Annotated in this window: 23 protein-coding genes; 8 read left to right on the forward strand and 15 right to left on the reverse strand. The window is 74.6% G+C overall.

Annotation, left to right across the window (positions count from 1 at the left end; genetic code table 11):
• The first annotated feature begins 165 nt into the window (after window positions 1-165).
• The 3 genes from EDJALFJO_RS20080 (at window position 166) to EDJALFJO_RS20090 (ending at window position 2226) form a co-directional block, all read left to right on the forward strand.
• Complete coding sequence (locus EDJALFJO_RS20080) at window positions 166-843, forward strand: hypothetical protein (protein WP_143448676.1); 678 nt, start codon at window positions 166-168, stop codon at window positions 841-843.
• A 237-nt stretch (window positions 844-1080) separates the two neighbouring features.
• Window positions 1081-1605 (forward strand): YegP family protein, encoded by a 525-nt coding sequence (locus tag EDJALFJO_RS20085; protein WP_198950478.1) that lies wholly within the window; start codon window positions 1081-1083, stop codon window positions 1603-1605.
• A 165-nt stretch (window positions 1606-1770) separates the two neighbouring features.
• Window positions 1771-2226, forward strand: a complete 456-nt coding sequence (locus tag EDJALFJO_RS20090) for a VOC family protein (protein ID WP_088288083.1) — start codon at window positions 1771-1773, stop codon at window positions 2224-2226.
• 11 nt (window positions 2227-2237) lie between these two features.
• On the opposite strand, the gene EDJALFJO_RS20095 is transcribed toward EDJALFJO_RS20090, so the two are convergent.
• The 9 genes from EDJALFJO_RS20095 to EDJALFJO_RS20135 form a co-directional block, all read right to left on the reverse strand.
• Entirely contained in the window at window positions 2238-3062 is an 825-nt protein-coding gene (locus EDJALFJO_RS20095) for a DUF1206 domain-containing protein (RefSeq protein WP_143448677.1), read from the reverse strand.
• A gap of 120 nt (window positions 3063-3182) precedes the next feature.
• Window positions 3183-3443 carry an acyl-CoA-binding protein gene (locus EDJALFJO_RS20100; RefSeq protein ID WP_088288085.1) on the reverse strand — a complete coding sequence of 87 codons (261 nt, stop codon included), beginning with the start codon at window positions 3441-3443 and terminating at the stop codon, window positions 3183-3185.
• 40 nt (window positions 3444-3483) lie between these two features.
• Window positions 3484-4221, reverse strand: coding sequence for an urease accessory protein UreD (locus tag EDJALFJO_RS20105; RefSeq protein WP_088288086.1), 738 nt, complete (start codon window positions 4219-4221; stop codon window positions 3484-3486).
• Window positions 4214-4915, reverse strand: a complete 702-nt coding sequence (gene ureG / locus EDJALFJO_RS20110) for an urease accessory protein UreG (protein ID WP_088288087.1) — start codon at window positions 4913-4915, stop codon at window positions 4214-4216. Before ureG ends, EDJALFJO_RS20105 begins: the two co-directional genes overlap by 8 nt.
• 50 nt (window positions 4916-4965) lie before the next feature.
• Window positions 4966-5664 carry an urease accessory protein UreF gene (locus tag EDJALFJO_RS20115; protein WP_088288088.1) on the reverse strand — a complete coding sequence of 233 codons (699 nt, stop codon included), beginning with the start codon at window positions 5662-5664 and terminating at the stop codon, window positions 4966-4968.
• Window positions 5665-5692: 28 nt separating this feature from the next.
• Window positions 5693-6139, reverse strand: a complete 447-nt coding sequence (locus tag EDJALFJO_RS20120; RefSeq protein WP_088288089.1) for a nitroreductase family deazaflavin-dependent oxidoreductase — start codon at window positions 6137-6139, stop codon at window positions 5693-5695.
• A gap of 66 nt (window positions 6140-6205) precedes the next feature.
• Window positions 6206-7963, reverse strand: a complete 1758-nt coding sequence (locus tag EDJALFJO_RS20125; protein WP_198950480.1) for an urease subunit alpha — start codon at window positions 7961-7963, stop codon at window positions 6206-6208.
• Window positions 7963-8643: an urease subunit gamma gene (locus tag EDJALFJO_RS20130; RefSeq protein ID WP_088288117.1), complete on the reverse strand. Its 681-nt coding sequence runs from the start codon at window positions 8641-8643 to the stop codon at window positions 7963-7965. Before EDJALFJO_RS20130 ends, EDJALFJO_RS20125 begins: the two co-directional genes overlap by 1 nt.
• A gap of 147 nt (window positions 8644-8790) precedes the next feature.
• Complete coding sequence (locus EDJALFJO_RS20135) at window positions 8791-10047, reverse strand: aspartate aminotransferase family protein (RefSeq protein ID WP_088288091.1); 1257 nt, start codon at window positions 10045-10047, stop codon at window positions 8791-8793.
• A gap of 104 nt (window positions 10048-10151) precedes the next feature.
• Here EDJALFJO_RS20135 and EDJALFJO_RS34480 point away from each other — a divergent pair, with 104 nt between their 5' ends.
• The 5 genes from EDJALFJO_RS34480 (at window position 10152) to EDJALFJO_RS20160 (ending at window position 17590) form a co-directional block, all read left to right on the forward strand.
• Entirely contained in the window at window positions 10152-10808 is a 657-nt protein-coding gene (locus EDJALFJO_RS34480; RefSeq protein WP_088288092.1) for a hypothetical protein, read from the forward strand.
• A 499-nt stretch (window positions 10809-11307) separates the two neighbouring features.
• On the forward strand, window positions 11308-12912 hold the full coding sequence (locus EDJALFJO_RS20145) for a metallophosphoesterase (RefSeq protein ID WP_158220498.1): 1605 nt from the start codon (window positions 11308-11310) through the stop codon (window positions 12910-12912).
• Window positions 12913-13008: 96 nt separating this feature from the next.
• Window positions 13009-13629, forward strand: coding sequence for a DUF47 domain-containing protein (locus tag EDJALFJO_RS20150; RefSeq protein WP_158220499.1), 621 nt, complete (start codon window positions 13009-13011; stop codon window positions 13627-13629).
• Between the two features lie 2 nt (window positions 13630-13631).
• Window positions 13632-14618, forward strand: a complete 987-nt coding sequence (locus tag EDJALFJO_RS20155) for an inorganic phosphate transporter (protein WP_088288095.1) — start codon at window positions 13632-13634, stop codon at window positions 14616-14618.
• A 29-nt stretch (window positions 14619-14647) separates the two neighbouring features.
• Window positions 14648-17590 (forward strand): FAD-binding and (Fe-S)-binding domain-containing protein, encoded by a 2943-nt coding sequence (locus EDJALFJO_RS20160; protein ID WP_088288096.1) that lies wholly within the window; start codon window positions 14648-14650, stop codon window positions 17588-17590.
• Between the two features lie 180 nt (window positions 17591-17770).
• Here EDJALFJO_RS20160 and pstB read toward each other — a convergent pair whose 3' ends face one another.
• The 6 genes from pstB to EDJALFJO_RS20190 form a co-directional block, all read right to left on the reverse strand.
• Entirely contained in the window at window positions 17771-18547 is a 777-nt protein-coding gene (gene pstB / locus EDJALFJO_RS20165) for a phosphate ABC transporter ATP-binding protein PstB (protein WP_088288097.1), read from the reverse strand.
• Between the two features lie 61 nt (window positions 18548-18608).
• Window positions 18609-19523 (reverse strand): phosphate ABC transporter permease PstA, encoded by a 915-nt coding sequence (pstA, locus tag EDJALFJO_RS20170; RefSeq protein WP_088288098.1) that lies wholly within the window; start codon window positions 19521-19523, stop codon window positions 18609-18611.
• Entirely contained in the window at window positions 19520-20494 is a 975-nt protein-coding gene (gene pstC, locus EDJALFJO_RS20175; RefSeq protein WP_088288099.1) for a phosphate ABC transporter permease subunit PstC, read from the reverse strand. The genes pstA and pstC overlap by 4 nt, the downstream gene beginning before the upstream one ends.
• Window positions 20495-20606: 112 nt before the next feature.
• Window positions 20607-21722 carry a phosphate ABC transporter substrate-binding protein PstS gene (pstS, locus tag EDJALFJO_RS20180; protein ID WP_088288100.1) on the reverse strand — a complete coding sequence of 372 codons (1116 nt, stop codon included), beginning with the start codon at window positions 21720-21722 and terminating at the stop codon, window positions 20607-20609.
• 279 nt (window positions 21723-22001) lie between these two features.
• Window positions 22002-23054, reverse strand: coding sequence for an NUDIX domain-containing protein (locus EDJALFJO_RS20185; protein ID WP_088288118.1), 1053 nt, complete (start codon window positions 23052-23054; stop codon window positions 22002-22004).
• A gap of 20 nt (window positions 23055-23074) precedes the next feature.
• Window positions 23075-25192 (reverse strand): RNA degradosome polyphosphate kinase, encoded by a 2118-nt coding sequence (locus EDJALFJO_RS20190; protein ID WP_088288101.1) that lies wholly within the window; start codon window positions 25190-25192, stop codon window positions 23075-23077.
• Window positions 25193-25217: the final 25 nt, after the last annotated feature.

A 25217-nucleotide genomic window follows, 5' to 3' on the forward strand; every position in this document is an offset into this window, starting at 1 on the left:
AACTTCCCCTCGACGGCCGGGCGGGCACCGCCCGGCACCCACGTGCGATCCTCGCTCAGTTGCGAACCATGGGCAACTGCTAAGTCTTCGCAACAAGACCGTAACGGTGGGGTCCGACACCCTCGGGTGATCCACCCCGGGCCGCCGCCTGCCGACACGAGCATCATGCTCCTGCTCGCGTCGGTCGGCCTCCTGGGTCTGGGGGCGGCGGTCGCCGTCCGGTGGGCGTTCACCCGCGTCGACGCCCTCGGCCGGCCCGTGCGCTTCCCCGTCGTCGCCGTCGCGGTGCCGGTCGTCGTCGCGCTCGTCCTCGCGGTCCCCGTCGCGCGCCGCAGCCGCACCGAGCACCGGCTATCCGACGTGGCGTCGGTCCTCGCCGGTCGCACCGTCCACGTCGACTGCTCGTCGTCCGGCGCGGGCCTGGTCCACGTCGGGCGGGACGTCGCCCACGTCGACTTCGACGCGGCCGGGCGTCCCGGTGACGTCGCCGTCCTCGGCGACGCGGTGTGCGACGACGTCGAGCGCTGGCGCCGCGGGCTCGACGGCACGCCGCCGGCGCGTGCGGACGTCGAGGGGGCGACCGCCGTGCACGTCCTCACGCACGAGGCGATGCACCTCGGCGGCCGGGTCGACGAAGGGCAGGCAGAATGTGCGGCGGTGCAACGGGATGCGGCCACCGCGCGGATGCTCGGTGCCGACGACGTGCAGGCACGGCGGCTCGCACGCACCTACTGGCTCGTCGTCCACCCCACCGTGCCGGAGCCGTACCGGACGTCGGGATGTGCTGCGGGACAAGGGCTCGACGAGCATCTCGCCGACGCGCCGTGGGTGCGGCAGGGGTAGCGGGCGGCCCGTTCCGGGCCGCGCGGGCGGCCCCGGGGAACGCCGTGGCGCTGAACCGATGGTGACGAAAGTTCACGCGAACGGCTCAAGGTCCCGTTTCTGTGCACCGAAGCACGTGATCGACACGATGAGATGACGCCGCCTCATAGCAATGATTCGCAACGGCGGATGTCATCGTGGAGGTACCCACCAACGGGCGGCCGACACCGCGACCGCCCACTGCACCCGGAGGCCCACGTGCCCGCACGCTTCACGCTCAGCAAGGACAAGGCCGGCAAGTTCCGGTTCACGCTCTTCGCCCCGAACGGTCAGGTCGTCGCGGTCTCGCAGGCCTACGCGACCAAGGCGTCGGCGCTGAACGGCGTCGCGTCCGTCCGCAAGAACGCCCCCGCCGCGACGCTCGACGACGCGACGGCGGCCGCGAAGAAGGCGGCGGCCAAGGCCCCCGCCAAGACGGCCGCGAAGCCGGCCGTCAAGACCGCCGCGAAGACCGCCGTCAAGGCCGCGGTCAAGACGGTCGCGAAGGCGCCGGCGAAGGCCGTCGCCAAGCGCACGGTCAAGGCCGTGACGAAGGCGGCGCCGGCGAAGGCCGCCGCGAAGAAGGCCGCCCCGGTGACGACGGCGAAGGCAGCCCCCGCCAAGCCGGCGACGAAGGCCCCGGCCAAGGCGGCCGCCAAGGCCCCGGCGAAGAAGGCCCCGGCGAAGCGTGCGGCGACCCCGCGCAAGCGCGTCGCGGCGCCGAAGCCGGCCGCGACGGTCTGAGGCCTCCCGCCTCGCCGCGTCGTACCGGGCGACCGGTGGCGACGCAACAACTTCACATCGTCTCGATCCCTGTGCAGGGGCGGCCCCCGGGCCGCCCCTGCACTGCGTGCGCCCCGTGGCACCGCCCCGGCCCGGCTGTCGGACATGCCTGCAAGACTCCCGCCCATGGCGACGAGCTGGCAGCTGACGGTGGACTGCGCGGACCCCGCGCGACTCGTGGAGTTCTGGTGCGACGCACTGGGTTACGTGCCGGAGCCGGCACCGGACGGGTGGTCGAGCTGGCTGGAGTACTGGCTCGCCGGCGGGCTCCCGCCTGAGGAGCTCGTGGGTGCGGAGGAGGGCAGCGGCGCGATCGTCGACCCGGGCGGCCTGCTCCCGCGCATCTGGTTCCAGGAGGTCCCTGAGGGCCGTGTCGTGAAGAACCGCCTGCACCTCGACCTGTCGTGCACGCCCGGCCGGGGCCGGATGCACTACGCGGAGCGCTCCTCGCGGCTCGACGCAGAGGTGGCACGCCTCGTCGCCCTCGGGGCGAGCGTCGTCCGCCGCAACGCGCCCGAGGGCGCCGACTACGTCGCGGTGACGCTGCAGGATCCCGAGGGCAACGAGTTCTGCATCAGCTGACGTGGCTGGCGTCAGACCCGGCGCCAGCGCGCCTCGGCGTAGCCGTAGACCCCGAACGCGAGCAGCGCCAGGGCGGCGAGGACGCCGAGGACCTTGCCGTACGGCTGCTGGAGCAGCGTGCGGAACGCGGTGTCCATGCCGCCGGCCTTGTCCGGGTCGAAGGTCCACGCGGCCGAGACGACGAGCGCCCCGACGAGGACGAAGACGACGCCGCGGCCGATCGTGCCGACCCGGCCGAGGTGGACCACGACGCGCCGCACCTGCGGCGGCACCGCCCGGAAGAAGCGCATGAACTTCAGCTGGTAGCCCTCGACGACGAGCGCCGCACCACCGGCCACGATCGCGAGCCCGACGAGGCCGACGAGCACCCGCCCCCCGGTGTGGCTCATGACCTCCGCGGTGAGCGAGGTCTGCTTGCCCTTCTGGGTCTGCGTCGAGCCGCGCAGCGCCGAGACGGCGGTGAAGGTCAGTGCGAGGTAGACCAGGCCGCGGAACGCCGACTTGAGCCGGGGCCCGGCGCCGTCCGGCTCGCCGGTGACGCCGAACGCGGCCTCGGCCAGCCGCCAGACCGCGTAGCCGAGGAACCCCACGGCGAGCAGGCCGACGAGCAGCGTGCCCCACGAGTGCGTGAGCAGCTCCGCGAGGGCGCCCTGCTGGTCGACGTTGCGACCCGAGGAGCCGACCGCCGCGAGCAGCGCGAGCACACCGATGACGACGTAGACCGTCGCCCGCGCCGCCAGACCCGCCCGGGCGAGCCAGCCGACCTGCTTACTGTCCGCCGCGCCGTCCGCTGCGGCCATCGCCTGCTGCACCCTCGAGGAGGTGGACCGGTTCATGGGGGCTCCCTCGTCCGCGACCCGCGTCTTGGACGGCACGCCGCCGTCCGTCGCCAGTCGTGGCGAGCGTAGGTCGGCCGGGCGTGGCACGCCCGCGCAGTTGGCCCCGGTGCGCCCCGCTCAGCCCGCGTCGGCGGCCTTGAGCTCCTCGACGTAGGCGACGTACTGCGCCTGCGCGTCCTGCGGGCTCGTCCCGGCGAGCTGGGCCCACGCGTCGTACTTGAACTTGCCGACGAAGTCGGCGAAGCCGGGGCGTTTGCCCTGGACGTCGCCCACCGTGGACTGCTTGTAGAGCGCGTAGAGCCTGAGCTTGGCCTCGTTGCCCGGGTCCTTGCTCAGCTGCTTGACGTCCTCGACGGCTGTCTCGAACACCGATGCCATGGTCGCCTCCGCCTGTCGTCGGTCACGTCTGGCGGTGAGCCTAGGGCCTGGGCAGCGCCGCGACGGGTGTCGTCGGCCACAGGTCCTCGACGTGCCGCAGCGCCGTCGCGAGGTCGGCGCCGTACGCGGTGAGCAGGACGCCGCCCGCGGCGAGCGGGCACACGACCGCCTCTCCGGACGTCGCGGCGGCCGCCGCGGGCACGTCGGGACCGAGCAGCAGCCGGCTCACGACGCTGCGCGCGGCCGCCGCCCCGGGCCCGGCCGGACCGGCGGCCAGCACCGCCGAGGTCTGGGTCTGCCGCAGCACCGGGACCCCGCCGACGTCGGCCACGAGCCGGCCCGACCAGGTGCCGCCGGGTTCGCGGAACCGGCCGAGGACGACCTGCTCGACGAGGTCGAGCGACCCGGTCGGCGCGAGCGTCAGCGCCGTGCGGGTGCGCAGCCGGGCGCCCGCGCAGACGACGATCGGCTGCGGCGCGCAGCGCAGGGTCGCGACGTCCGCGACGTCCGCGGTGACCTCCCACGTCGCGGCGAGGTCGCCGGGCCCGGGCAGCGCGATCGTCGCGGCGACACCCTCGAGGTCGAGCCGGGCGCCGGCCCGGACGACGAGGTCGAGCTCGACGACGTCACCGTCGAGCGGCCCGGCCGCCGTCCCGACGAGGTGCACCGTCGAGGGCCCGGTGCGGCGGACGGCGAGCGCCCCGTCGGCCCGCAGCCGTGCGAGGACGGGCGTCCCGTCGTCCTCGACGTCGGCGACGACCTCGACACGGCTACGCACGCGCGTGCGGCGCGCCCGCCGGGGCCGCGCCGGCGACGTGCACGCGGTGGTGCTCGAGCTCGGCGAGCAGCCAGTCGACGACCGGGCCGGCGGCCGGGTCCTCGCGCAGCGACACGAGAGCGACCGGGCGGCCCCCGCGGACCCGGTCGGCGTCCGACGTCATGACGTCGAGGTCCGCGCCGACGAGCGGCGCCAGGTCGCGCTTGTTGATGACGAGCAGGTCGGCGCCCGTCACGCCCGGGCCGCCCTTGCGCGGCACCTTGTCGCCGCCGGCGACGTCGACGACGAAGACCTGGACGTCGACCAGACCCTTGCTGAAGGACGCCGTGAGGTTGTCCCCACCGGACTCGACGAGGACGACGTCGAGGTCGGCGAAGCGCTCGACGAGGTCGTCGACGGCGTCCAGGTTGGCGGTGATGTCGTCCCGGATCGCGGTGTGCGGGCAGCAGCCGGTCTGGACGGCGGAGATCCGCTCGTCGGGCAGGACGGCGTTGCGGCGCAGGAACTCCGCGTCCTCGGTCGTGTAGATGTCGTTCGTCACGACGGCGATCGAGAGCCGGTCGGACAGGGTGCGGCACAGGGCCGCGACGAGCGCCGTCTTGCCCGACCCGACGGGGCCGCCGATGCCGACGCGCAGCGGCCCGCCGGTGCGGACGGTGTGCGCGTGCGGGTCGTCGCCGTGGAACAGGCCCATGGTGTCCTCCGGTGGTCGGTGCGTGCTGGTCGGTGCAGCGGGTGGGCGGGTCAGGACGCGAAGAGCCGGTCGCCGCGGGCGGCGTGCCGTTCGGCGAGCAGGTCGAGCAGCGGGTCGCCGTCGTCCGGGACGGCGTGCCAGCCGCTGGGCGGGGTCGCCGCGACGGCGACGGCCGCCGCCGCGCGGGCGACGGCGTCGACGTCCGCGCCGAGGTCCAGCGTGGCGACGGCGACCTCGACGGGGTCGAGGCCGAGCAGCCGCTGGGCGGCGGTCGCGGGGCCCGTCACCGCGAGGTAGGCGGCGACGAGCGCCGCCTCACCGGCGCCCAGGCCGGCGGCCCGCGCGGCGCAGCCGAGCACGAGGGGGTGGTGCGGGCGGGCCCCGAGGTCGGCCCAGGCGAGGTCGACGTGCGGGCCGACCCAGGACGCGCGGGCCAGGCGCAGCAGGCCACGGCCCTGGGCCCGGGACGCCGCCCGCTGGGCCGGGGACGGCGTCCGGGCGTCGGCCTCGGCGTCGAGGCGCGCCACGGTCGCCGCGGTGAGCCCGACGGCGGCCGCCGCGAGACCCGCGGTGACGCGCCCGACGGAGAGCAGCCGCCGGTGCAGGAAGGCGCGCAGGCTCGGTCCGTCGGTGACGAGCCGGCCGCGCACGGCCTCCTCCACCCCGCCGGAGTGGACGTGCCCGCCGGACGGCAGCCGTTGGTCCGCGAGCGCGAGCAGCGCCGCGACCCCGGCCGGGGGCGCGGTCACGGCCGGACCGGCCGGGTGCGGCCGGCGCTCAGCCCTTGGGCGACGCGACGAGCACGGGGATGAGCCGGTCCGTCTTCGTCTGGTACTCGGCGTACGTCGGGAAGGCCGCGACCGAGCGCTCCCACCAGGCCGAGCGCTCCTCGCCGTCCACCTCGCGCACGACCGCGTCGAACGGCTCCGGGCCGTCCTGGACCATGACCTCGCCCGGGTGCGCGACGAGGTTGAAGTACCACTCCGGGTGCTCCGGGGCACCGCCCTTGGACGCGACGAAGGCGTACGAGCCCCCGTGCTCGACGCGCATGAGCGCGATCTTGCGGATCTTCCCCGACTTCCGGCCGCGCATCGTCACGACGACGATCGGGAGCCCGGTGTCGCGCAGGGTGTTCGCCTCGCGGCCGCCGCTCGCCTCGTACGCCTCGACCTGCTCGCGCACCCAGGCCGACGGGCTCGGTTCGTACTCGCCTTCCAGTGCCATGCCCGCACCCTACGTCGCCGGGGGCGGCCCGGCCCGGCAGGCCCGTCCTCGCCATCGCCCGCACCCTCAGAAGAGGAAGTACCGCTGGGCCATCGGCAGCTCGGTCGCGGGCTCCTGCGCCCAGACCTCGCCGTCGATGCGCACGGTGAACGTGTCGGGGTCGACCTCGATCCGTGGGGTGGCGGTGTTCTGCGGCATGTCGGCCTTGCCGCGCGCGCGGACGTCCTCGACGGCGACGAGCCGGCGCCGGACGTCGAGCCGGTCGGCGAGACCGTCCTCGAGGGCGACCGGTGCGACGAAGTGGACGCTGGTGGCGGCCGCCGTCGTCGGGGCGGCGCCGAACATCGGCCGCGGCAGGATCGGCTGCGGGGTGGGGATCGACGCGTTCGCGTCGCCCATCGCGGCCCACGCGATGACCCCGCCCTTGAGGACGGCGTGCGGCCGGACGCCGAAGAACGCCGGCTCCCAGAGCACGAGGTCGGCGAGCTTGCCGACCTCGACCGAGCCGACCTCGTGGTCGATGCCGTGCGCGACCGCGGGGCAGATCGTGTACTTGGCCACGTACCGCCGGGCCCGCAGGTTGTCGTTGCCCCCGCCCGGGCCGCCGGTGCCGCCGTCCCCCGCGAGGCCGTGCTCGCCCGGCAGGAAGCCGCGGCGCCGCTTCATGACGTGCGCCGTCTGCCAGGTGCGCAGCACGACCTCGCCGGCCCGGCCCATCGCCTGCGCGTCCGAACCGATCATCGAGATCGCGCCGACGTCGTGGAGCAGGTCCTCTGCCGCGATCGTGCTGGGGCGGATCCGGCTCTCGGCGAACGCGAGGTCCTCGGGGATCGAGGCCTGGAGGTGGTGGCAGACCATGAGCATGTCGAGGTGCTCGGCGAGCGTGTTCACCGTGTGCGGCCGGGTCGGGTTCGTCGACGACGGCAGCACGTTCGGGTACGCGGCGACGGTGATGATGTCCGGTGCGTGCCCGCCGCCGGCGCCCTCGGTGTGGTACGCGTGGATCGCCCGGCCCTTGATCGCGGCGAGCGTCGACTCGACGAACCCGGCCTCGTTGAGGGTGTCCGAGTGCAGCGCGACCTGCACCCCCGCGGCGTCCGCGACGGTGAGGCTCGCGTCGATGACCGCGGGCGTCGTCCCCCAGTCCTCGTGGAGCTTGAACCCCGAGGCGCCGCCGCGCAGCTGCTCCCACATCGACTCGTGCGAGACGGTGTTCCCCTTGCCCAGCAACGCGACGTTGACCGGCAGGCCGTCCATCGCCTCGAGCATCCGGGCGAGGTACCAGGCGCCGGGGGTCACGGTCGTCGCCTTCGTGCCCTCCGCGGGGCCGGTGCCGCCGCCGATGAGCGTCGTGACGCCGGAGCCGATCGCCTCGGGGACGATCTGCGGGCAGATGAAGTGCACGTGCGTGTCGATCGCGCCGGCGGTGAGGATCCGCCCGTTGCCCGCGATCACCTCGGTGCCCGGGCCGACGACGAGGTCGGGGTGGACGCCGTCCATCGTCTCGGGGTTGCCCGCCTTGCCGAGCGCGACGATCCGGCCGTCGCGGATGCCGACGTCCGCCTTGACGACGCCCCAGTGGTCGAGGACGACGACCCCGGTGATGACGGTGTCCGGAGCGCCCTCGGCCCGCGTCGCACGGCCCTGGCCCATCGACTCGCGCAGCACCTTGCCGCCGCCGAAGACCGCCTCGTCACCGGCCCGGCCGGGGCCGCCGGCGAGGTCCTCGGTGACCTCGACGAGGAGGTCGGTGTCCGCGAGCCGGATCCGGTCGCCGACGGTCGGGCCGTAGAGCTGGGCGTACCGCGCGCGGTCGAGGTCCATCAGGCACCGTCCTGCACGGTCGTCGTGGTGCCCGCCGGGGCGTCGAGCGGGCCGGGCGCGGGCAGCGTCAGTCCGGCGACGACGCGCGTGCCCGCGAGCGGCACGAGCGTCACCTCGCGGTCGATGCCGGGCTCGAAGCGGACGGCGGTCCCCGCCGGGATGTCGAGGTGCTGGCCGTGCGCCGCGGCGCGGTCGAACTCCAGCGCCGGGTTCGCCTGCGCGAAGTGGTAGTGCGAGCCGACCTGCACGGGCCGGTCGCCGGTGTTGACGACGGTGAGCGTCGTGCGCGGCCGGCCCGCGCTCAGCGCGACCGTGCCCGCGGCGGGGAGCACCTCCCCGGGCCGGACGACGGAGCCCGGCGGCGGGGCGGACGTGCCGGCCCCGATCGGGCCGTGGATCGTCACGAGCTTCGTGCCGTCGGGGAAGGTCGCCTCGATCTGGACCTCCGGCAGCAGCTCGGCGACCCCGGGCAGGACGTCGTCCGCCGTGAGCACCTCACGGCCCGCCTGCATGAGCTCGGCGACGCCGCGGCCGTCGCGGGCCGCCTCCATGACGAACGAGCAGAGCACCGCGACCGCCTCGGGGTGGTTGAGCCGCAGACCGCGACCGCGACGGCGCCACGCGAGCTCCGCCGCGTAGGAGATCATGAGTCGCTCTTGCTCGTGCGGTGTCAGCAGCATCGGTCTCCCCGGCAGGGCCTGCGGTCGCTCGGACGCTACGAAGCGCACGTTAAGCGCGTGGTCCTCGCATGTTTCCGCTGCGCGTCGCCGGTACCGGGCATGTCACCGCCGCATGTCACGGGGCGGCGGGTCTCACCGGACGGCCGGTCAGGCCGCGACGTCGTCCAGCGCCGCCCCGAACGCCTCGGCGAGGAGCTTGACGTCGTCGTCGGTCGTGACGAACGACGGCGACACCTGCAGGCCCCCGGTCGCGAGCACCCGGGTGAGCACGCCGTGCCCGCGCAGGGCGGCCGCGACCCGGGCCGGCAGCGCCGGGTCGAGGGCGAGCGCCGCCGGGTCGACCTGCACGGCGGCCATCGCGCCGGTGCCGCTGCGCACCTCGGAGACGAGGTCGTGGTCGGCGAGCGGGGCGAGCAGTGTGTGCAGCGTGCCCTCGAGCCGGGCCGCCTCGGCGAGCAGGTTCTCCTGCTCGATGACGTCGAGGTTCGCCAGGGCGACCGCGCACGCCGTCGCGTGCCCCGAGTAGGTGTAGCCGTGCCGCCACATGCCGGTGCCCGCGCGCCAGAACGGCTCGGCGACCCGCGGGGCGACGAGCACCGTGCCGAGCGGCGCGTAGCCGCTCGTCACGCCCTTCGCGCCGGTGACGATGTCCGGCTGGAGGCCGAACCGGGTCGCCCCGAACCAGAAGCCGCCGATCCGGCCGTAGCCGGTGATGACCTCGTCGCACACGAGGAGCACGTCGCGGTCGCGGCAGATCTTCTCCACCGACTCCAGGTAGCCGGCCGGCGGCGGGAAGACCCCGCCGGCGCCGACGACCGGCTCGACGAAGAACGCCGCGACCCGGTCCGGCCCGGTCGCGTCGAGGACGGCGGCGAGCGCCTCGGCGGAGTCCCAGGGCACCTGGGCGGTGTCGGCGAGCAGCGGGCCGTACCCGAGCCGGTTCGCCGGGATCCCGGACAGGCTCGTGCCGCCGGCGTGCATGCCGTGGTAGCCGTGCCGGCGGCTGAGGACGACGGTCTTCTCCGGGCGGCCGACGACCTGCCAGTACCGGCGGGCGAGCTTGATCGCGCTGTCGACCGAGTCCGACCCGCCGCTCGTGAGGAAGACCTTGCTGCCCGGCACCGGCGCGATCGCGGCGACCCGCTCGGCGAGCTCGAGCGTCGGGCGCGTCGCGTAGTCCCCGAAGGTCGTGTACGCGGCGAGGCTCGACATCTGGGCGGCCGCCGCGGCGCCGAGCGCGGTGCGGCCGTGCCCGACGTTGCAGTACCAGAGCGCCGCGGTGGCGTCGAGGTAGCGCCGGCCGGCCTCGTCGGTGACGTACGCGCCGTCCCCGGAGGCGATGACGAGCGGACCGGAGGCCGACACGGCCGCCATGTCCGCGAACGGGTGCCAGTAGCTGCCCACGGGTTCCTCCTGCTCGCTGCACGTCCGTCGTGATGCCGCCTGCTGCCGCGAGGCTACGGGCCGATCCCGGACGCCGTCACGGGCGGGATGCGACGATGGGGGCCATGGATGCCCAGCGCGGCGCCGGGCGACCCCGCCGTCCGGCCTTCTTCGGCCCGACGGTGATGGACACGTTCGTCGGCGCCCCCGACCCGGCGCAGCGGGTCGAGGCGGCGCACGCGACGGCCGAGGCGCTCGTCCGGCACGGCCGCGGCGCGGACGACGAGACCGCGGCCCGGCTCGTCGCGATCGCCGACGAGCACGGCATCGACGAGGTCGCCGAGCTGTGGTCGCACACGCCGTCCGACACCCTGCCGGGCGCGCTGTGGCGGCTGTACGCGCTGCGCGCGGGCATCCGGCAGGACCCGGTCGCGCTCGCGCGCGCCTTCGACGCGGGCCGCGGGCGGGCGCCGGTGCACGAGGCCGTCGCCGGTGTCGGCGAGCCGCCCGGCGCCGACGAGGTGCTCGCTCTCGCGGACGCCGTCCTCACCGGGGTGTTCCGCGGCGACCTCGCCGTCGCGCTCGAGCGGGCCGCGGCCTTCTGCCGGGTCGTGTCGACCGGGCAGGCCGTGCTCGCGGACGACGACGTCGCGCCGGTCGAGCACGGTGCGGTCCTCACCCTCCAGGTCTCCGACGTGACCCGGCGCGCGGCGGACCTGCTGCGGACCGCCGTCCAGCTCGAAGGGGCGGCCCGGCTGTGGCGGGCCGGGGAGCTGCACTGACCGGTCATGACCAGGTCCTGGCCGGGATCAGTGCGTGACGATCGTCACGCACTGTCACAGGTCGTCGCCAGAAATCACCGCCCGGCTCTGTCGTAAAGCCCGCGGATCGGGGAACATGTCTGTCGATGGGCACGTTGGCCATCACTGGTGACACCCTCCGGGGTCTCACCGGGCGTCGGGTCGCGGTAACCCCGGGTCCCATCTGAAGCCGCCATGAGTGGCCATTGCGCCGTGAGGCGTTCCCGGTCCGACGCTCGTACGACACCGCAGCGCCCCCTTCGGGGGGCGCTGCGGTGCTTTGGGCGAGACTGGGGGCGATGAGCAGCGACACGACGGTCGGGCCCGACGGCCCGGCCGCGCCCGACGAGGCCGGGCCGGCCGAGGAGGCCGGGCCGGCCGACGNTGTCGGCGAGACCGCTGCGGTAGGACTCGAGGCGGTCGATGAGGCCGTTCGCCTGGGTGGTCACGTACGGCGCGCGTCGCGCTGCACTGGGCGGGGGTGCTGCTCGTCGCCGTCTCCGGTGCCGCCTTCGGTGCCGCCCTGGCGCCGTCCACGCAGGCCGAGGTCGGGCCGCTGCTCCTCGACGTCCGGGTCGTGCCGAGCCTGGACCCCGGCGTCCGGCTCCTGCTGCCGCCGGTCGGCCGCGTCGACTTCGACACCCACGAGGCGCCCGTCGCCGTCGAGGCCCGCGTCACCGAGGTCGACGTCGAGGAGGCGAAGGCCCTGCTCAGCGACCCGCGCGGCCTCGCCGGCCTCCAGGGCGCCGCCCCGGACGCGCTCCGCGCCGCGACGGTCCGGGCGGCCGGCTGGTCGGCCGGCTGCGCCCTCCTCGGTGCCTGCGGGCTCTCCCTGCTCGTGCACCGCAGGGTGTGGCGGCGCACCGTCCAGGTCGCGGGCGGGCTCGTCGCCGTCCTCGTCGCGACCGGGCTGACGGCCGTCGCCACCTTCGACGCCGACCAGCTCGCCCAGCCCCGCTTCACCGGTCTGCTGAGCCGCGCGCCGTACGTGACCACCCAGGCGAACGGCCTCATCGACCGCCTCGAGTCCTACCGCAGCGGTCTCGCCGACATCGTCCAGGGCGTCACCGCGCTCTACGCGACGAGCGGCGAGCTGCCCGTCGTCCCCGACACGGGGGAGGACGTCGTCCGGGTCCTGCACATCTCCGACGTGCACCTCAACCCGCTCGCGTTCGACCTCGTCGACCGGCTCGTCCAGCAGTTCAAGATCGACCTCGTCGTCGACACCGGCGACATCACCACGTGGGGCACCGAGATCGAGGGCACGACGCTGTCCCGGATCCGCGGCGTCAAGGTGCCGTACGTCTTCGTCCGTGGCAACCACGACTCCCGGCTCACCCAGGCCGCGGTGCAGCTCAACCGCAACGCGATCGTGCTCGACGACGAGGTCGTCGAGGTCGACGGGATCGTCCTGGCCGGCATCGGCGACCCCACGTTCACCCCGGACGGCGGCACCGAGCCGGACGGCACCCCGGCGTCCGCGGCCGCGACCCTCACCGGGCGGACCACACCGACCCTGGCGGCCGGCCCGCCGCCGTCCGGGAGCGCGACGGCGGGGCCGGCGGCCACCGCGACGCCGCCCTCGACGGACCCGCAGGTTCTCGCCGGCGAGCGGCTCGCGACGACCGTGCGGGAGTGGGACGCCGCGCACCCCGGCAAGCCCGTCGACGTCGCGCTCGTCCACGAGCCGCGCAGCGCCCCCGCGCTCTTCGGGACGGTCCCGCTCGTGCTCGCGGGGCACCTGCACTCCCGCACGGTGACCGTCGACGCGTCGGGGACCCGGCTCATGGTGCAGGGCTCGACCGGGGGCGCCGGGATCACCGCGGGCACCGTCGACCGGCTGGCCGAGGGCCGACCGGTGCCGCTCACGGCGACGATCGTCTACATCGCCCGCAGCGGCGAGCGCGCCCGGCAGGTCGTCGCCTACGACGACGTCACGGTCGGCGGCTTCGGGCTCGCGTCGGTGTCCCTGGAGCGGACCGTGATCCGCGCCGAGGACGCGCCGCCGGTGCCGTCCCCGGGAGCCACGCCCACCGCCGCCGGGACCGCGACCGCCGGGCGCAGGCGCCGCGGACCCCGGCCCTGACCGGCCCGGACGCGGCGTCCGGGTGGCCCGCGCCGGTCGGCGGGCACCGGCTGGCGTAGCATCCGGCGCGCACCCCGTTCATCGAGAGGTTCGTCCGTGGCCTTCCGCCTGCGCCCCCACGACGCCCGGTTCGGCGACCTCCTCGCCGCGCTGTCCGGGCACCTCGGCGACGGTGCGCAGCTCCTCGCGGAGATGCTCGGCGGCGACCCCGACGAGCAGCGGGCCACCGCGCAGCGCCTCCTCGACGTCGACCAGGACGCCGAGGCCGCCGCACACGCCGTGCTCCGGGCGCTGTCGGCGGCGTTCGTCACGCCGTTCGACCGGGTCGACATCTACCGCGTCGCCTGGTCGATGCGGATGTGCACCGCGCGGATGTCCGCGGTGGCGGACGAGATCGTGCTCTTCGAGATCGTCGAGCCGCCGCCCGGGGTGACCGACCTCGTCCAGCTCGTCGTCCGGGCCGCCGAGGTGACCATGCAGGCCGTCCCGCGGCTCGGCCGTCCCCGGCTGCTCGTCGACCCGTGGATCGAGCTGACCCGGCTCGGCAAGCAGGCCGGCCAGGCGCACCGCAGGCTCCTCGCGGACATCACGTCGACGGCGAAGGAGCCCGCCGAGCTCGTGCGGCTCACGGCGCTCGCCCAGTCGCTCCTGCGCGTCGTGAACTCCTTCGAAGAGGTGGCGCACGCCTTCCAGACGGTCAGCGTCAAGGAGGGCTGAGCGTGCAGGACACGCTCCTCGTCGTGGTCGTCGTCCTGGCGCTCGCCTTCGCCTGGATGAACGGGTTCCACGACGCGTCGAACGCCGTCGCGACGTCACTGTCGAGCGCGACGCTCACCGCGCGGGTCGCCCTGCCGCTCGCGGGGGCGCTCAACGTCGTCGGCGCGCTGCTCGGCGTGGGCGTCGCGCAGACCATCGGCACCCGGCTCGTCGACGTCCCGGTGAGCAGCCCGGGCCTCGGGCTCGTCGCCGCCGCGCTCGTGGCGGCCTTCGGCTGGAACGTCGTCACGTGGTCGCTCGGGCTGCCGTCCTCGTCGTCCCACGCCCTCATCGGCGGGCTGAGCGGGGGCGCGCTCGCGGCCGGGGGCGCCGTCCAGTTGGGTGTCGTCCGCGACCTCGTCCTCGTGCCGATGGTGCTCTCGCCGGTCGTCGGGTTCGCGCTCGCGTGGCTCCTCATGGCCGCGATCATCCGTTCGGTCCGCGAGGTGACCTACGGTACCGCGCGCCGCCGGTTCAAGATCGCGCAGACCGTGTCGGCGTCGGCGGTCGCCCTCGGGCACGGCCTGCAGGACGGGCAGAAGACGATGGGCGTCATCGTCATCGCGCTGGCCGCCGGCGGCCGCGCGGTCGACGGTGTGCCGCTGTGGGTGCGCGTCGCCGCGGCCGTCGCGCTCGGCGCGGGCACCGTCGTCGGCGGCGGCCGGATCATCCGCACGCTGGGCCGACGGGTCGTCCCCGTCGACCCGGTGAGCGGGTTCGCCGCCGAGAGCGTCTCGGCGGTCGTCCTCGCCGGGACCGCCGTGTTCCAGGCGCCGGTCTCGAGCACGCACACCGTCACCGCGTCGATCATGGGGGCCGGCTCCACCCGCGGTCGGCGCGAGATCCGCTGGGCCGTCGTCCGGCGGATCCTGCTCGCCTGGGTGCTCACCCCGTTCGCGACCGCGCTCGGCGCGGCGGTGCTCTACATGGCGGGGGACCTCGTCGCCTAGTGCCCCGGGCGGGCGCGTAGGTTCGTCGCGTGGCGGGCGCGCGGGCGACGGGACGGGACGGCGACGACGACCTCGTCCACGCGTTGCGCGCGGCCGGGATCGCGGACGTCGACGGCTCCGCGCTCGCGCAGGCGCTGTACTCCTGCGACGCCTCGCTCTACCGGGTGCCGCCGCGGGTCGTCGTCCGGCCCCGGCACACCGACGAGGTGCTCGCGACGCTCGACGTCTGCCGCACGCTGGGCGTCCCGCTGACGATGCGCGGGGCCGGGACGTCGATCGCGGGCAACGCGGTCGGGCCCGGGGTCGTCGTCGACACGAGCCGCTTCCTCGACCGGGTGCTGTCCCTCGACCCGCAGGCCCGGACGGCGCAGGTCGAGCCGGGGGTCGTGCTCTCGGCCCTGCAGGCAGCGGCCTCGCCGCACGGGCTGCGGTTCGGCCCCGACCCGAGCACCCACAACCGCTGCACGCTCGGCGGCATGATCGGCAACGACGCGTGCGGCTCCCGCGCGCTCGCGTACGGGCGGACGTCCGCGAACGTCGTCGCGCTCGACGTCGTCACGGGCGGTGGCGTCCGGACGACGCTGACGACCGGGGTCGGCAGCGCACCGGGGGCCGGGTCCGGGGGAGCGACGACGGCGGCGTCCGGCGGGGGAGCGGACCTCGTCGACGCGGTGCGCGGGCTCGTCGCGGACCACCTCGCCGTCGTGCGCACCGAGTTCGGCCGGTTCGGCCGCCAGGTCTCGGGCTACGCCCTGGAGAACCTCCTGCCCGAGCGGGGCACCGACCTCGGGCGCACCCTCGTCGGCAGCGAAGGGACCCTCGCGGTGGTCCTCGGCGCCACGGTGCGTCTCGTGCCGGAACCGCCCTTCCGCGCGCTGGCGGTCCTCGGCTACCCGACGATGGCGGACGCCGCGGACGCCGTCCCGGGGGTGCTGCCCTTCGCCCCGACGGCGTGCGAGGGGCTCGACGTGCGGATCGTCGACCGGGTCCGCCAGGTGCCCGGTGCCGTCGTCCCCGACCTGCCCGCCGGTGGCGGCTGGCTCGTCGTGGAGCTGCCCGGCGGGACCGCGGCGGAGGCGGAGGCCGCCGCCCGCCGGGTCGTCGCCCTCTGCGGGACGGCGGATGCCGGGGCGGTCGGCGCGCACGTCGCGACCGGCGCCGAGGCCGCCGCGATCTGGCGGATCCGCGAGGACGGGGCGGGCCTGGCCGGGCGGACGCCGCAGGGCCGCCCCGCGCACGCCGGCTGGGAGGACGCCGCCGTCCCGCCCGCTCGGCTCGGCGGCTACCTGCGCGACTTCGACGCGCTGCTCGACGCGCACGGACTGCACGGCGTGCCCTACGGCCACTTCGGCGACGGCTGCCTGCACGTGCGCATCGACCTGCCCTTCGACCGCGAGCCTGAAGCCGTTGCGCGGCAACGGTTCCGGGACTTCCTCGGGGACGCCGCCCGGCTCGTCGTGGCCGCCGGCGGGTCGCTGTCCGGCGAGCACGGCGACGGCCGTGCGCGCAGCGAGCTGCTGCCGGTCATGTACTCGCCGGCGGCGATCGCGCTGTTCTCCCGGGTCAAGGACCTCCTCGACCCGGACGACGTGCTCAACCCCGGGGTGCTCGTCCGGCCGGCCCCGGCCGACGCCGACCTGCGCGCCGTCGGGGCCCGGCCGGTCCGGGAGCGGCTCGCCCTGGCCTACCCGCACGACGGCGGCGACTTCTCGGCGGCCGTGCACCGCTGCACCGGGGTCGGCAAGTGCCGTGCGGACCTCACCGCGACCGGCGGCGTGATGTGCCCGTCGTACCGCGCGACGCGCGACGAGAAGGACTCCACCCGCGGCCGGGCCCGGGTGCTCGAGGAGCTGATCGGGCGCCCGCGACCGTCCGGGACCGGCGCCGGGCCGGACTGGGGGTCGCCCGAGGTGCACGCGGCGCTCGACCTCTGCCTGGCCTGCAAGGGCTGCGCGAGCGACTGCCCGGCCGGGGTCGACATGGCCACCTACAAGGCCGAGGTTCTCCACCAGACCTACCGGGGCCGGCTGCGCCCGCTGTCGCACTACGTCCTCGGCCGGCTGCCGATGTGGTCCGACCTGGCGGCCCGGATGCCGCGTCTGGCCAACGCCGTCACCGGCTCCCGGGCCGGCGGCGCCCTCGCGCGCCGGGTCGCCGGCGTCGACCCGCGCCGGTCGCTGCCGCGGTTCGCGACGCAGACGTTCGGCGCGTGGTGGCTGCACCGCCCGGTGGACGCCGCGGCGGGCGGTGCAGGGGCGGTCGCGCCGCACGGCCGGGTCGCGCTGTGGGTCGACTCCTTCACCGACCACTTCGCGCCGGACGTCGCCGTCGCCGCGGTCGGGGTGCTCGAGGCCGCCGGCTACGCCGTGGAGGTGCCGCAGGGGCTGTGCTGCGGCCTCACCTGGCTCACGACGGGGCAGCTCGACGCCGGCAGGGAGCGGGTGCGGCACACCGTCCGCGGGCTCGAACCGCTCGTACGGCACGGGGTCCCGGTCGTGGGCGTCGAGCCCTCGTGCACCGCGGTGCTGCGCGGGGACGCCCGCCACCTGCTGCCCGACGAGCCCGGCGTCGAGGTCGTCGCGGCCGGGGTGCGGACCCTCGCCGAGCTGCTCGCGGCGACCCCGGGCTGGGTGCCCCCGGACCTCACGGGCGTCGAGGTCGTCGCGCAGCCGCACTGCCACCACCACGCCGTCATGGGCTGGACGGCCGACGAGGCGCTGCTGCGCGGCGCGGGGGCGCGGGTGACCCGGGTCGGGGGCTGCTGCGGGCTCGCGGGCAACTGGGGCGTCGAGCGCGGTCATCACGACGTCTCCGTCGCCGTCGCCCGCACGGCGCTGCTCCCGGCCGTCGAGGCCGCCCCGGACGCCGTCCTGCTCGCGGACGGCTTCTCCTGCCGTACCCAGCTCGACCAGCTCGCCGGCCGCCGCGCCGTCCACCTCGCCGGGCTGCTCGCCGACCACCTCCCGGAGTGACCGCCGCTCCTCGTCGCAGGCCACCGGGTACTCGGGTGCCCGCGACGACGAACCGCGATCACCGTGCACGCATGGGTGCAGCGACCCGCCCGGCGCACGCTCGCGCACACGTCCGGGAACGAGTCGCCCGAGCCGCCCGACCTCGGTGGCAGGGTCCACGTCCTGGAGCTCTGAGGGAGCTCAGCCGAAGCGGCCGGAGATGTAGTCCTCGGTGGCCTTCTCGGTCGGGTTGCTGAAGATCTTCGCGGTGTCGCCCATCTCGATGAGCCGGCCCGGCTTGCCGGTCGCCGCGAGGTTGAAGAACGCCGTCCGGTCGCTGACCCGGGCGGCCTGCTGCATGTTGTGGGTGACGATGACGATCGTGTACTGCTGCTTGATCTCGTCGATGAGGTCCTCGATCGCCAGGGTCGAGATCGGGTCGAGGGCCGAGCACGGCTCGTCCATGAGGAGCACCTGCGGCTCGACGGCGATCGCGCGGGCGATGCACAGTCGCTGCTGCTGCCCGCCGGACAGGCCCGCCCCCGGCTTGTCGAGCCGGTCCTTGACCTCGTTCCAGAGGTTGGCGCCCTTGAGGGACCGCTCGACCGCCTCGGCGAGCACCGCCTTGGTCTTGACGCCGTTGAGCCGCAGCCCGGCGGCGACGTTGTCGAAGATGCTCATCGTCGGGAACGGGTTGGGACGCTGGAACACCATGCCGACGGTGCGGCGGACCGCGACCGGGTCGATGTCCTTGCTGTAGAGGTCGCGGCCGTTGAGCGCGACGGTGCCCTCGACCCGGCCGCCGGCGATGACCTCGTGCATCCGGTTGAGGGTGCGCAGGAACGTCGACTTCCCGCAGCCGGAGGGGCCGATGAACGCGGTGACGGTCCGCGGCTCGATCGACATGGAGACGTCCTCGACGGCCTTGAAGGCCCCGTAGTAGACGTTGAGGTCCTTGACGTCGATGCGCTGTGCCATCAGGTGTCCTTCGTGGTTCGGGTGGTGCGGGGCATGGGGTGGGGTGTTGCGGGGCGGCCGGTCAGCGGACGGCGCTGAACCGGGCGACGACCCGTCCGGCGCCGTTGAGCAGCAGCACGAGCAGGATGAGCGTCAGCGCCGACGCCCAGAGCCGGTCGGTCGCGGGCTGGAGCGCCTGGCCGAAGTTGTCCTTGATCATCGTCGGCAGCGCCGCCATCGGGCCGTCGACCAGGCTCGTGTTGATCGACGCCGAGTAGGGCCCGAGGATGAGCAACGGCGCGGTCTCGCCCATGACCCGGGCCAGACCGAGCAGGACGCCGGTGATGATGCCCGAGAGGGCGGTCGGGATGACGATCCGGGCGATGGTCTTCCACTTCGGCACCCCGAGCGCGTACGAGGCCTCGCGCAGCTCGTTGGGGACGAGCTTGAGCATCTCCTCGGTCGACCGGACGACGACCGGGATCATGAGCATGACGAGAGCGAGGGACACCGCGAAGCCGACCCGCTGCAGGCCGAACGTCGTCACCCAGACCGCGTAGATGAACAGCGCGGCGACGATGGACGGGATGCCGGTGAGGATGTCGACCATGAAGCTCACCGCGCGCGCGAGCTTCCCGCGGCCGTACTCGACGAGGTAGATCGCCGTGAAGACCGCGATCGGCACCGCGATGAGCGCGCACACCGCCGCCTGGACGAGGGTGCCGAGGATCGCGTGGTAGGCGCCGCCGCCGACCCGGCGCGGGGTGATGCCGCGCTGCGAGGTGAGCCACCAGTTCTGGTCGAGCAGCAGCGAGTAGCCGCGGGACAGCACGGTCCACAGGATCCAGGCGAGCGGGACGAGGGCGAGGAGGAACGCGCCGTAGACGACGACGGTCATGACCGAGTTCGTCACGGACCGGCCGCGGCTCAGCCCGCTCAGCCCGGCACCGACGGGCGGCGCCGCGGCCGGCTCGGTCGAGGAGGTCACGGTGCTCATTCGGAGAAGGCCTTCCTGCGCTCGATGACGATCCGGGCCACGGCGTTGACGGCGAACGTGAGGACGAACAGGACGAGGCCCGCGGCGATGTAGGCGCCGGTCTTCAGCGGGGTGTCGAACTCGGCGGAGCCGTTCGCGATCCTCGAGGCGAAGGTCTCGCCGCCGGCGAACGCCGACCAGGAGAACGTGCCGCGCGTGACCGACAGCAGGAGCGTCACGGCGATCGTCTCGCCGAGCGCCCGGCCGAGGCCGAGCATCGAGGCGGAGATGACGCCGGGCTTGCCGAACGGCAGGACCGCGGTGCGGACCATCTCCCAGCGGGTCGCGCCGAGCGCGAGGGCCGCCTCCTTGTGGGCGGCCGGCGTCTGGTCGAACACCTCGCGGCTGATCGCCGTGATGATGGGCAGGATCATGATCGCGAGCACGATGCTCGCGAGGAAGATCGTGCCGCTCACGGTCAGGGGCGCGAAGAGCGGGAACCAGCCGAGCGCCGACTCGACGAAGGTCTGCACCGGCTGCACGAAGTCCCGCAGGACGAAGTAGCCCCAGATGCCGTAGACGATCGAGGGGACGGCGGCCAGCAGGTCGATGAGGGACGCGAACGGCCGCGCCAGGCGGCGCGGCGCGTACTGGGTGAGGAACAGCGCGACGCCGATCGCGATCGGGACGGCGATGGCCATCGCGATGACCGACGAGATGACCGTCACCCAGAGCAGGTCGGCGATGCCGAACCGCAGGTCGCCTGCGCTGACCTGCCACTCGCGCGAGGTGAGGAAGCTCGCCTTGTTGTCCATGAGCGACGGCACGGCCTGCGCGAGGAGGAAGGCGGCCACCAGGCCGATCAGGCTGACGACGAAGACGCCCGAGCCTGTCGCCAGGGCACTGAACACCCGGTCCCCGACGCGGCCCGTGGCCGCCATGTCCCCCGAGGGGCCGGCATCGGCCTCGGAGTGCCCCGTGATGCTCGTCATCGTCTCGTCGTCTCCGGTTCGTCGTGCGGTGCAACGGGTCTGCGGCCCGGGCGCCGAGGTGCCCCGCCCCCGGTGAACGGGGACGGGGCGACCACGACGCTCGCTCGCGGGGTCAGCTGATGGCGTTGATCGCCGTGACGACCTTGCCGCGGACGTCCTCGGGGAGCGGCGCGTAGCCGATCTCCTCGAGGCCCTTCTGGGTGTCGGGGCTCGCGAAGTACGTGAGGAAGGACTTCACGAGCGCCGTCTTGTCGGCCGCGAGGCCCTTGGAGCAGACGACCTCGTAGGTCACCAGGACGATCGGGTAGGTGCCGGCGTCCTTGACCGTGTAGTCGAGCTTGAGCTTGAGGTCGTTGCCCTCGCCGGCCGCGGCCGCCGCGGCGACGGCCTTGCCGGCCGTCTCACCGGTCAGCGCGACCGCGCCGCCGCCGTTGTCGACCTGGGCCACGCCGAGCTGGTTGTCCTTGGCCGCGGACCACTCCATGTAGCTGAGGCCGCCCTCGGTGGACTTGACGCCCTGCGCGACACCGTCGGTCTGCGGCCGGCCCTCGCCGGTCGTGCCCGGCCACACCTTCGCCGGCTCCGCGGCCCAGTCGGCCGGTGCGGACCCGTTGAGGTACTTGGTGAAGTTCTCCGTCGTCCCGGACTCGTCGGCGCGGTAGAACACCTTGATGTCCGTGGCCGGCAGGGTCGCGCCGCTGTTGAGCGCCGCGATCTTCGGGTCGTTCCACTTCGTGATCTTGCCGAGGAACATCTGCGACGCCACGGACGGCGTGAGCACGAGCTTGTCGACGCCCGGCAGGTTGTACGTGATGGCGATCGGGCCGGCGACGAGCGGGAGGTTCCACGCGTCGTTGCCGCCGCAGCGGGTCTTGGCCGCCTCGGTCTCGACGACGCCGTCCTTCTCCTCGGACTTCAGCGCCGAGTCGGAGCCGGCGAAGTCGACCTGCCCGGCGAGGAACTGCTTGATCCCCGCGCCGGAGCCGGTCGCGTTGTAGTTGACCGTCACGCCGGGGTTGGCGCTCTGGTAGCCGGAGATGACCTCGCCGATCGCGTTCTTCTGGGCCGAGGAGCCCTCGCCGTTCAGCGTGCCCGAGAGGGCCGCGCCGGACGAGGCGGCCGCGCTCGAGGTCGAGTCGCCGGTGGTGTTGTCGGAGCCGCACGCCGTCAGGGCGAGCGCCGCGACGAGCGAGAGGCCCGCGACGCGGCCGGGCAGGGTGAGCTTCACGTGGCCTGTCCTTCTTGGTTCTCGGGTCGGCAGTCGCGGTCACGCGGTGCTGCCGGGCGCCCGGTCGGCGCCTGGTCCGAACGCTAGGGAAGGCAGGTGAAGCACTCCGGCGCTGCGGGTGAACGGGCGGCGAACGTGCCGCCTACGCCGTCCGACGCTCTGGGGGCCTGGGGGTGAGCAGCCGGTGAACCCGCGTCACGCCGCGGTCGCCGGATCGTGACCATGTCGGGTTCGTCATGGTTCTGCGTGCCGACACGCCGGACATTCCCGGGCGAAGGGTCACCGGTGCGGGGCGTGCCGCTCTACGGCGACGACCGTCGGCCGCTGCCCGGAGCGCCGGGTGACGTGCGCCACGAGCACCTCGGCAGGGTCGAGGAACGGGTCCTCGTCGGGCAGTGCGTCCCGCACCTCGTCCGTGCCCGCGCGCGCGACGGTGCCCACCACCCCCGCGAGCACGGGCCGGTGGGTGCACAGCGCGGTCGCCTGCTCGCGCTCGACGAGGCGCTGCGCGTGCCGGGCCGCCTTGCGCGGGTCCCGGGCGTAGCCGTCCTCGGAGAGCCCGCCCTTGGTGCGGATCCGCGCCCCGCTCGACGCGGCGTACGGTGCGAGCGTCTCCGTGCAGCGCAGCCACGGCGAGCTGAGCAGGTAGTCGGGGGACCAGCACTGCAGGAGGGCGGCCAGGGCGAGGGCCTGCCGGCGTCCGGCGGCCACGAGCGGGCGGTCGGCGTCCGCGTGCGTCCAGGCCTGGCGCGGGCGGGCCGTCGCGTGCCGGACGACGAGGAACGGCCGGGTGAGCAGCCGGCGCTCGGCGGCCCGGCCGACGAGGGCGTCGAGGAGCGCCGCGTCGTCGTCCCGGGTGAGCCGCTTGCGGGCGGCGCGGACCGAGAGCCAGGTCGTCTGGTCGACCTCGCCGGCCCGCGGCCGGCCGCCGGACAGCGCGCGCGCCGACCAGTACGCGACCTCCTTGGGGCGCCCGTCCGGCAGCGTGTACCGGACCGTGGGGAGCGGGCGGCCGAGCCGGACCCGGAGCCCGGTCTCCTCGGCAGCCTCCCGGACGGCGCACTCGGGCAGCGTCTCGCCCGGTTCCACCTTGCCCTTGGGGAAGGACCAGTCGTCGTACCTCGGCCGGTGGACGAGGAGCACCTCGACGCTGCGCTCGGGGTCTCCGCCGCGGCCGTCCGGGGCGTCCCGCCAGCAGACGATGCCGGCGGCCAGCTCGACCGCGAGCGACGCCGTCACGGCGATCGGCAGCACCTGCGCGAGTCGGTCGCCCGCGGCGGCGTCGTCCGGGGGCGGCCCGCCCTGCGGGGCAGCCGGCGTCGGGGTGGTCATCGGCTGGTCGCTCCCGGTCGTCACCGTCGTCGGGTCGACCGCCGCCGCGGCCTGGTGGCGATGATGTGCGACTGGATGTCGAGCAGGCGCTCGCCGTCCGGTCCCTGCGCGTGCCGCACCCACATGCCGTCGGGACCGAGGTGCCAGGACGCCGTCCCGTCGTCGGCCGACAGGGAGAGCAGCTCGTCGAGCTCGGCCAGGTGGCCCGGGTCCTTGAGCCGCACGAGGGCCTCGACGCGGCGGTCGAGGTTGCGGTGCATCATGTCGGCGCTGCCGATGTAGACGACGGGCTCGCCGCCGTTCTCGAACCAGAAGACCCGGCTGTGCTCGAGGAAGCGGCCGAGGATGCTGCGCACCCGGATGTTCTCCGACAGCCCCGGCACGCCGGGCCGGATCGAGCAGATGCCGCGGACGAGGACGTCGACGGGGACGCCCGCCCCGGACGCCCGGTACAGCGCGTCGATGAGCACCTCGTCGACGATGCTGTTCATCTTGAACCGGATCCGGGCCGGCCGGCCCGCCCGGGCGTGCGCGATCTCCCGCTCGATCCGGTCGACGAGCCCGCTGCGCAGCGACCGCGGCGCGACGAGCAGCCGGCGGTAGGCCGTCTTCGGCGCGTAGCCGCTCAGCTGGTTGAACAGCCGGGTGAGGTCCTCGCCGACCTGCGGGTCGCACGTGAGCAGGCCCAGGTCCTCGTAGAGCCGGGCCGTCTTTGGGTTGTAGTTGCCGGTGCCGACGTGGCAGTAGCGGCGCAGCCCCTCGGACTCCTGCCGGACGACGAGGCTCAGCTTGCCGTGCGTCTTGAGGCCGACGATGCCGTAGACGACGTGGACGCCCGCCTGCTCGAGCTTGCGCGCCCAGGAGATGTTCGCCTGCTCGTCGAAGCGGGCCTTGATCTCGACGAGGGCGAGCACCTGCTTGCCGGCCTCGGCGGCGTCGATGAGGGCGTCGACGATGGGGGAGTCGCCGCTCGTGCGGTAGAGCGTCTGCTTGATGGCGAGCACCCGCGGGTCGGCCGCGGCCTGCTCGAGGAACGCCTGGACGCTCGTCGAGAACGAGTCGTACGGGTGGTGCAGGAGCACGTCGCGCTCGCGGATCGCGGCGAAGACGTCGCTCGGCTTGGCCGTCTCGACCTCGTTGAGGTGCCGGTGCGTCTTGGGCACGAACTTCGGGTAGTGCAGCTCGGGGACGTCGAGGTCGGCGACGACGTTGAGCCCGCGCAGGTCGAGCGGCTCCGGGACCTCGTAGACCTCCGCCGCGCTGACCCCGAGCTCGCGGACGAGCAGCTCGCGGACGTGCGGGTCGACGTCCTCGACGATCTCCAGGCGGACGGGCGGGCCGAACCGGCGGCGCAGGAGCTCCTTCTCCAGGGCCTGGAGCAGGTTCTCGGCGTCGTCCTCCTCGACCTCGACGTCCTCGTTGCGGGTCACCCGGAAGGTGTGGTGCTGGCGTACCTCCATGCCGGGGAAGAGCTGGTCGAGGTGGACGGCGATGACGTCCTCGATGGGCACGAACCGCGCGTGGTGCAGGTCGTCGGAGCCGACGGCGATGAACCGGGGCAGCAGCGGCGGGACCTTGACCCGGGCGAAGTGCTCCTTGTCCGTCACCGGGTTGCGCAGGATCACCGCGAGGTTGAGCGACAGCCCGGAGATGTAGGGGAACGGGTGGGCGGGGTCGACGGCGAGCGGGGTGAGGACCGGGAAGACCTGCTCGCGGAAGAACGTGTGGAGGGTGTCCTGCTCGGTCTCCGACAGCGCGTCCCAGTGCACGAGGGCGATCCCGCGCCCGGAGAGCTCCGGGGCGATCGCGTCGCGGTAGACGCCCGCGTGCCGGGCCTGCAGCTCGTGGGCGCGGCGGCTGATCGCGTCGAGCACCTCGCGCGGCTCGAGCCCGCTGGCCGCGGTGACCGCGAGGCCGGTCGCGATGCGGCGCTTGAGGCCGGCGACGCGGACCATGAAGAACTCGTCGAGGTTGCTCGCGAAGATCGCCAGGAACCGGGCGCGCTCGAGCAGCGGCAGCGACTCGTCCTGGGCGAGCTCGAGGACGCGCTCGTTGAACGCGAGCCAGCTCAGCTCGCGGTCGAGGAACCGGTCGGGATGGTCGGCGGGGGTGGCGGACGACGCACCCTGGGCCGGCATCGGGGCGGCCGTCGGGGCCGGTGAG

It is taken from the genome of Kineosporia sp. A_224 (assembly GCF_002198655.1).
Taxonomy (GTDB): Bacteria; Actinomycetota; Actinomycetes; order Actinomycetales; family Kineosporiaceae; genus R-H-3.

Coding starts and splice junctions, on each gene's coding strand:
- EDJALFJO_RS20080 (WP_143448676.1), top strand. CDS start 166: ATGCTCCTGCTCGCGTCGGTCGGCCTCCTGGGTCTGGGGGCGGCGGTC.
- EDJALFJO_RS20090 (WP_088288083.1), top strand. CDS start 1,771: ATGGCGACGAGCTGGCAGCTGACGGTGGACTGCGCGGACCCCGCGCGA.
- EDJALFJO_RS20095 (WP_143448677.1), bottom strand. CDS start 3,062: ATGAACCGGTCCACCTCCTCGAGGGTGCAGCAGGCGATGGCCGCAGCG.
- EDJALFJO_RS20100 (WP_088288085.1), bottom strand. CDS start 3,443: ATGGCATCGGTGTTCGAGACAGCCGTCGAGGACGTCAAGCAGCTGAGC.
- ureG (WP_088288087.1), bottom strand. CDS start 4,915: ATGGGCCTGTTCCACGGCGACGACCCGCACGCGCACACCGTCCGCACC.
- EDJALFJO_RS20120 (WP_088288089.1), bottom strand. CDS start 6,139: ATGGCACTGGAAGGCGAGTACGAACCGAGCCCGTCGGCCTGGGTGCGC.
- EDJALFJO_RS20125 (WP_198950480.1), bottom strand. CDS start 7,963: ATGGACCTCGACCGCGCGCGGTACGCCCAGCTCTACGGCCCGACCGTC.
- EDJALFJO_RS20130 (WP_088288117.1), bottom strand. CDS start 8,643: ATGCTGCTGACACCGCACGAGCAAGAGCGACTCATGATCTCCTACGCG.
- EDJALFJO_RS34480 (WP_088288092.1), top strand. CDS start 10,152: ATGGATGCCCAGCGCGGCGCCGGGCGACCCCGCCGTCCGGCCTTCTTC.
- pstB (WP_088288097.1), bottom strand. CDS start 18,547: ATGGCACAGCGCATCGACGTCAAGGACCTCAACGTCTACTACGGGGCC.
- pstA (WP_088288098.1), bottom strand. CDS start 19,523: ATGAGCACCGTGACCTCCTCGACCGAGCCGGCCGCGGCGCCGCCCGTC.
- pstC (WP_088288099.1), bottom strand. CDS start 20,494: ATGACGAGCATCACGGGGCACTCCGAGGCCGATGCCGGCCCCTCGGGG.
- EDJALFJO_RS20185 (WP_088288118.1), bottom strand. CDS start 23,054: ATGACCACCCCGACGCCGGCTGCCCCGCAGGGCGGGCCGCCCCCGGAC.
- EDJALFJO_RS20190 (WP_088288101.1), bottom strand. CDS start 25,192: ATGCCGGCCCAGGGTGCGTCGTCCGCCACCCCCGCCGACCATCCCGAC.